At 55.8% G+C, this 3,172-nt stretch carries 3 protein-coding genes; 1 reads left to right on the top strand and 2 read right to left on the bottom strand.

Annotated elements, in window-relative coordinates; translation table 11 throughout:
* Window positions 1–18 precede the first annotated feature (18 nt).
* A complete protein-coding gene (locus ACXJ5O_RS22710) occupies window positions 19–339 on the top strand; it encodes a TfoX/Sxy family protein (protein ID WP_457301878.1) in 321 nt (106 codons plus the stop codon).
* A gap of 14 nt (window positions 340–353) precedes the next feature.
* On the opposite strand, the gene ACXJ5O_RS22705 is transcribed toward ACXJ5O_RS22710, so the two are convergent.
* Complete coding sequence (locus tag ACXJ5O_RS22705; RefSeq protein ID WP_457301876.1) at window positions 354–1,865, bottom strand: DEAD/DEAH box helicase; 1,512 nt, start codon at window positions 1,863–1,865, stop codon at window positions 354–356.
* 205 nt (window positions 1,866–2,070) lie between these two features.
* Window positions 2,071–2,856: an NAD kinase gene (locus ACXJ5O_RS22700; RefSeq protein ID WP_457301877.1), complete on the bottom strand. Its 786-nt coding sequence runs from the start codon at window positions 2,854–2,856 to the stop codon at window positions 2,071–2,073.
* Between the last annotated feature and the right edge of the window lie 316 nt (window positions 2,857–3,172).

Genomic DNA, 3,172 nt, shown 5'->3' with positions numbered 1-3,172 from the left:
CTTCCTGACCTTTTCGTCATGGATAATGACGCAATTCAAGATTTGTTTTCAGGACTTGGGCCGGTCACGATCAAACGCATGTTTGGCGGCAAGGGCATTTATTTCGAGGGCGCCATCATTGCGCTCGAAGTCAGTGACGAAATTCTCTTAAAAGCAGATAAAATCTCAGCGCCCGAATTTGAGGCAGCCAATTGCCGTCAATGGACCAATGAGCGCGAGGGCAGGAAGCCCGTCGGCATGCCCTATTGGTCTGTCCCGGCAGAGGCTTTCGATGACCCCGACATCATGACGGAATGGGCAAGGCGGGCGTACGAGGCCTCATTGCGCGTGGCCAAGTAACAGCCTGAAATTTCTCAGACCTTGGTGTCAATCAGCATGAAAGCCGGGATTTCATCACCGAAGCCAATCGGTGCCGAACCCATATCATCGCGGTCGCGACGGTGATCACGGCGCGGTTCGGCATGCGGGACGCGAGCACGCCGCTGCTCGTTTTCCGCTTTGATCGCGGCCTTTTGCGGCTTCTCAGCGGTACGAACGATCGGCTGATCATCGACTATCGGCTGCGCATCAACGTCTTTGGCCTTTTCAGCCGCTGCGATGATGTCGATTTCGGACTGGGGGYGTTCGCGTTCACGGCCCTCATTGCGAGGCCTCCGCTTTGGCGCGCTCTTGTCACGGCTATTGCGGCCACGGCGCGGTGCGTCGTCCTGTTCGGTCGAGGCGGGCAGGGTGGACAGATCACCATCATACCAGTTGATGTCCTCGCCGATCAGCTTTTCGATCGAAGCGAGATATTTGACATCGGCTGGCGTTACGAGTGTGAAGGCTTTGCCGGAGCGGCCGGCGCGTCCCGTACGACCGATGCGGTGAACATAATCTTCGGAATGGATCGGAACGTCGAAATTGAACACGTGGCTGACATCGGGAATGTCCAACCCACGGGCGGCGACGTCGGACGCGACCAGGATCTTCAACTTGTTGTCCTTGAAGTTCGCCAGCATTGTCGTGCGCGCACGCTGATCCATGTCGCCGTGCAAGGCGCCGGCATCGAATTCATGCTTCACCAGCGAGCGGAAAAGCTCGGACACATCTTTTTTCCGGTTGCAGAAGATGATCGCGTTCTTCAGTCCGTCGGCTTCGGCGCGGATGAGATCGCGCAGCACAGCGCGCTTCTCCCAATCCTTCTTCCCTGACTTGACCAGCTGCTGCTCTACCGTCTTCGCCGTTGTCGCGGCCTTCGCAACTTCGATGCGAACGGGAGAATGCAGGAATTGTTCGGTCAGCTTGGTGATTTCCGGCGGCATGGTTGCCGAGAAGAACAGCGTCTGGCGGGTGAAGGGGATCAACTTGCAGATACGTTCGATATCGGGAATGAAGCCCATGTCGAGCATGCGATCGGCTTCGTCGATGACGAGAATATCGACAGCGCTCAAAAGCAGCTTGCCGCGCTCGAAATGATCGAGCAGCCGCCCCGGCGTGGCGATCAGCACATCAGCGCCGCGTTCAAGCTTGCGCAACTGATCGTCGAAGGAAACGCCGCCGATCAGCAACGCGACGTTGAGGCGATGGTTCTTGCCATACTTGACGAAGTTTTCTTCAACCTGCGCTGCGAGTTCGCGCGTTGGTTCAAGGATGAGTGTGCGTGGCATACGTGCCCGCGCGCGGCCCTGTTCCAGAAGTGTCAGCATGGGCAGAACGAAAGAGGCGGTCTTGCCGGTTCCGGTCTGGGCGATGCCAAGAACGTCCTTGCGCTGCAGCGCATGCGGGATCGCGCCAAGCTGGATCGGTGTTGGTATTGTATATCCTGCTGCTTCTACAGCATCGAGCACTTTCGGCGAAAGGCCCAGGTCAGCAAAGGTGGTCAATGGAGATTTAACTTTCTATCTGCAGTCGGTGCTGCGCATGCCTGTTGTCGGCTAGGGCGTCATCTGCATCAAAGCATCAGGCACTCTCGATTTGCACAGCGTTTGCTGACAATGGCGTTACGGCGCATGCCAGCAAAAGTCAACTCTTGGATCAGCTCAGATTTAAGAGTTCGTTACAATTGTGCATCATTTTATTCTGATGTTGTCAATAAAGGAACTGTTCCTTGAGAATTCGTTCGTTCCAGGAATGGTTCTTGTCAAACAGAATGGTCGCCCTGAGTTGAGATGCTTCTTCAACTGTGACCGATAGAACGGATTTTACTTCCATATGATCGGCGACGGCATTGACCGGCCGTTTCTCTGGCTCGAGGATATCAAACCGCACGGTCACTTTGTTCGGTAGCAGCGCACCGCGCCAGCGCCGGGGGCGAAAAGCGGAAACCGGGGTGAGGGCAAGGAGCCGTGCATCAAGCGGCAGGATCGGTCCCTGCGCTGAAAGATTATATGCGGTCGAGCCGGCAGGCGTTGCGACCATGACGCCATCGCAGATCAGTTCTTCCAGCCGCACCTTGTCATCCACACTGATCCTGATCTTTGCCGCCTGATATGACTGACGCAGCAGAGAAACTTCATTCAGCGCAAAAGCCGTGAACATACCGTCTTCGGCGGACTCCGTTACCATCTTCAATGGCCGGATTGTCTCCGACTGCGCGGCTTCTACACGTTCCTTCAGCGCGGTGTCGCTGAACTCGTTCATCAGGAAGCCGACCGATCCACGGTTCATTCCATAGATCATCTTGCCCTGGTTCATGTAGTTTTGCAGCGTCTGCAGCATGAAGCCATCGCCGCCAAGCGCGACAATTACATCGGCATCCTTGGCTTCGGTCTGCCCATAAATCCTTGTAAGGTCGTGTAGCGCCTGATCGGAATCCGGTGTGCCGGAGGAAAGAAAAGCAAATGTTTCGATTTTCCGGTTCATGGCTGCCTGCATATCCGAACGACTGGCAACGTGCCTAACACGCCGGAAGCGATCTGGCAAAAAGACCACAAAACATTCTGGAAAAGGGCAGCGCTACGGGAAGATACCGAAGGAATGCTGTCGCAATTCAATCAGGCGACAGGTGGCCGCCGCCAATGGATTGAATCTCCAATGTGCTGCGAGCGTGGTGTCTAAGCCGCGGCAGCCAGATAAAATCGCTGATACAGCTCCCGCTCAAGTTCGGTGAGATCGGCATTCACCAGTGTCCGGCCATCGCTGTGCAGCAAGTACACGGCGCCGCTCTTTTCGATGCAACAAAGTCCATCGG

This window comes from Phyllobacterium sp. P5_D12, assembly GCF_054049495.1.
Note: the sequence above shows the minus strand (reverse complement) of the source record. Positions and strands in the feature narration are given on the sequence as shown.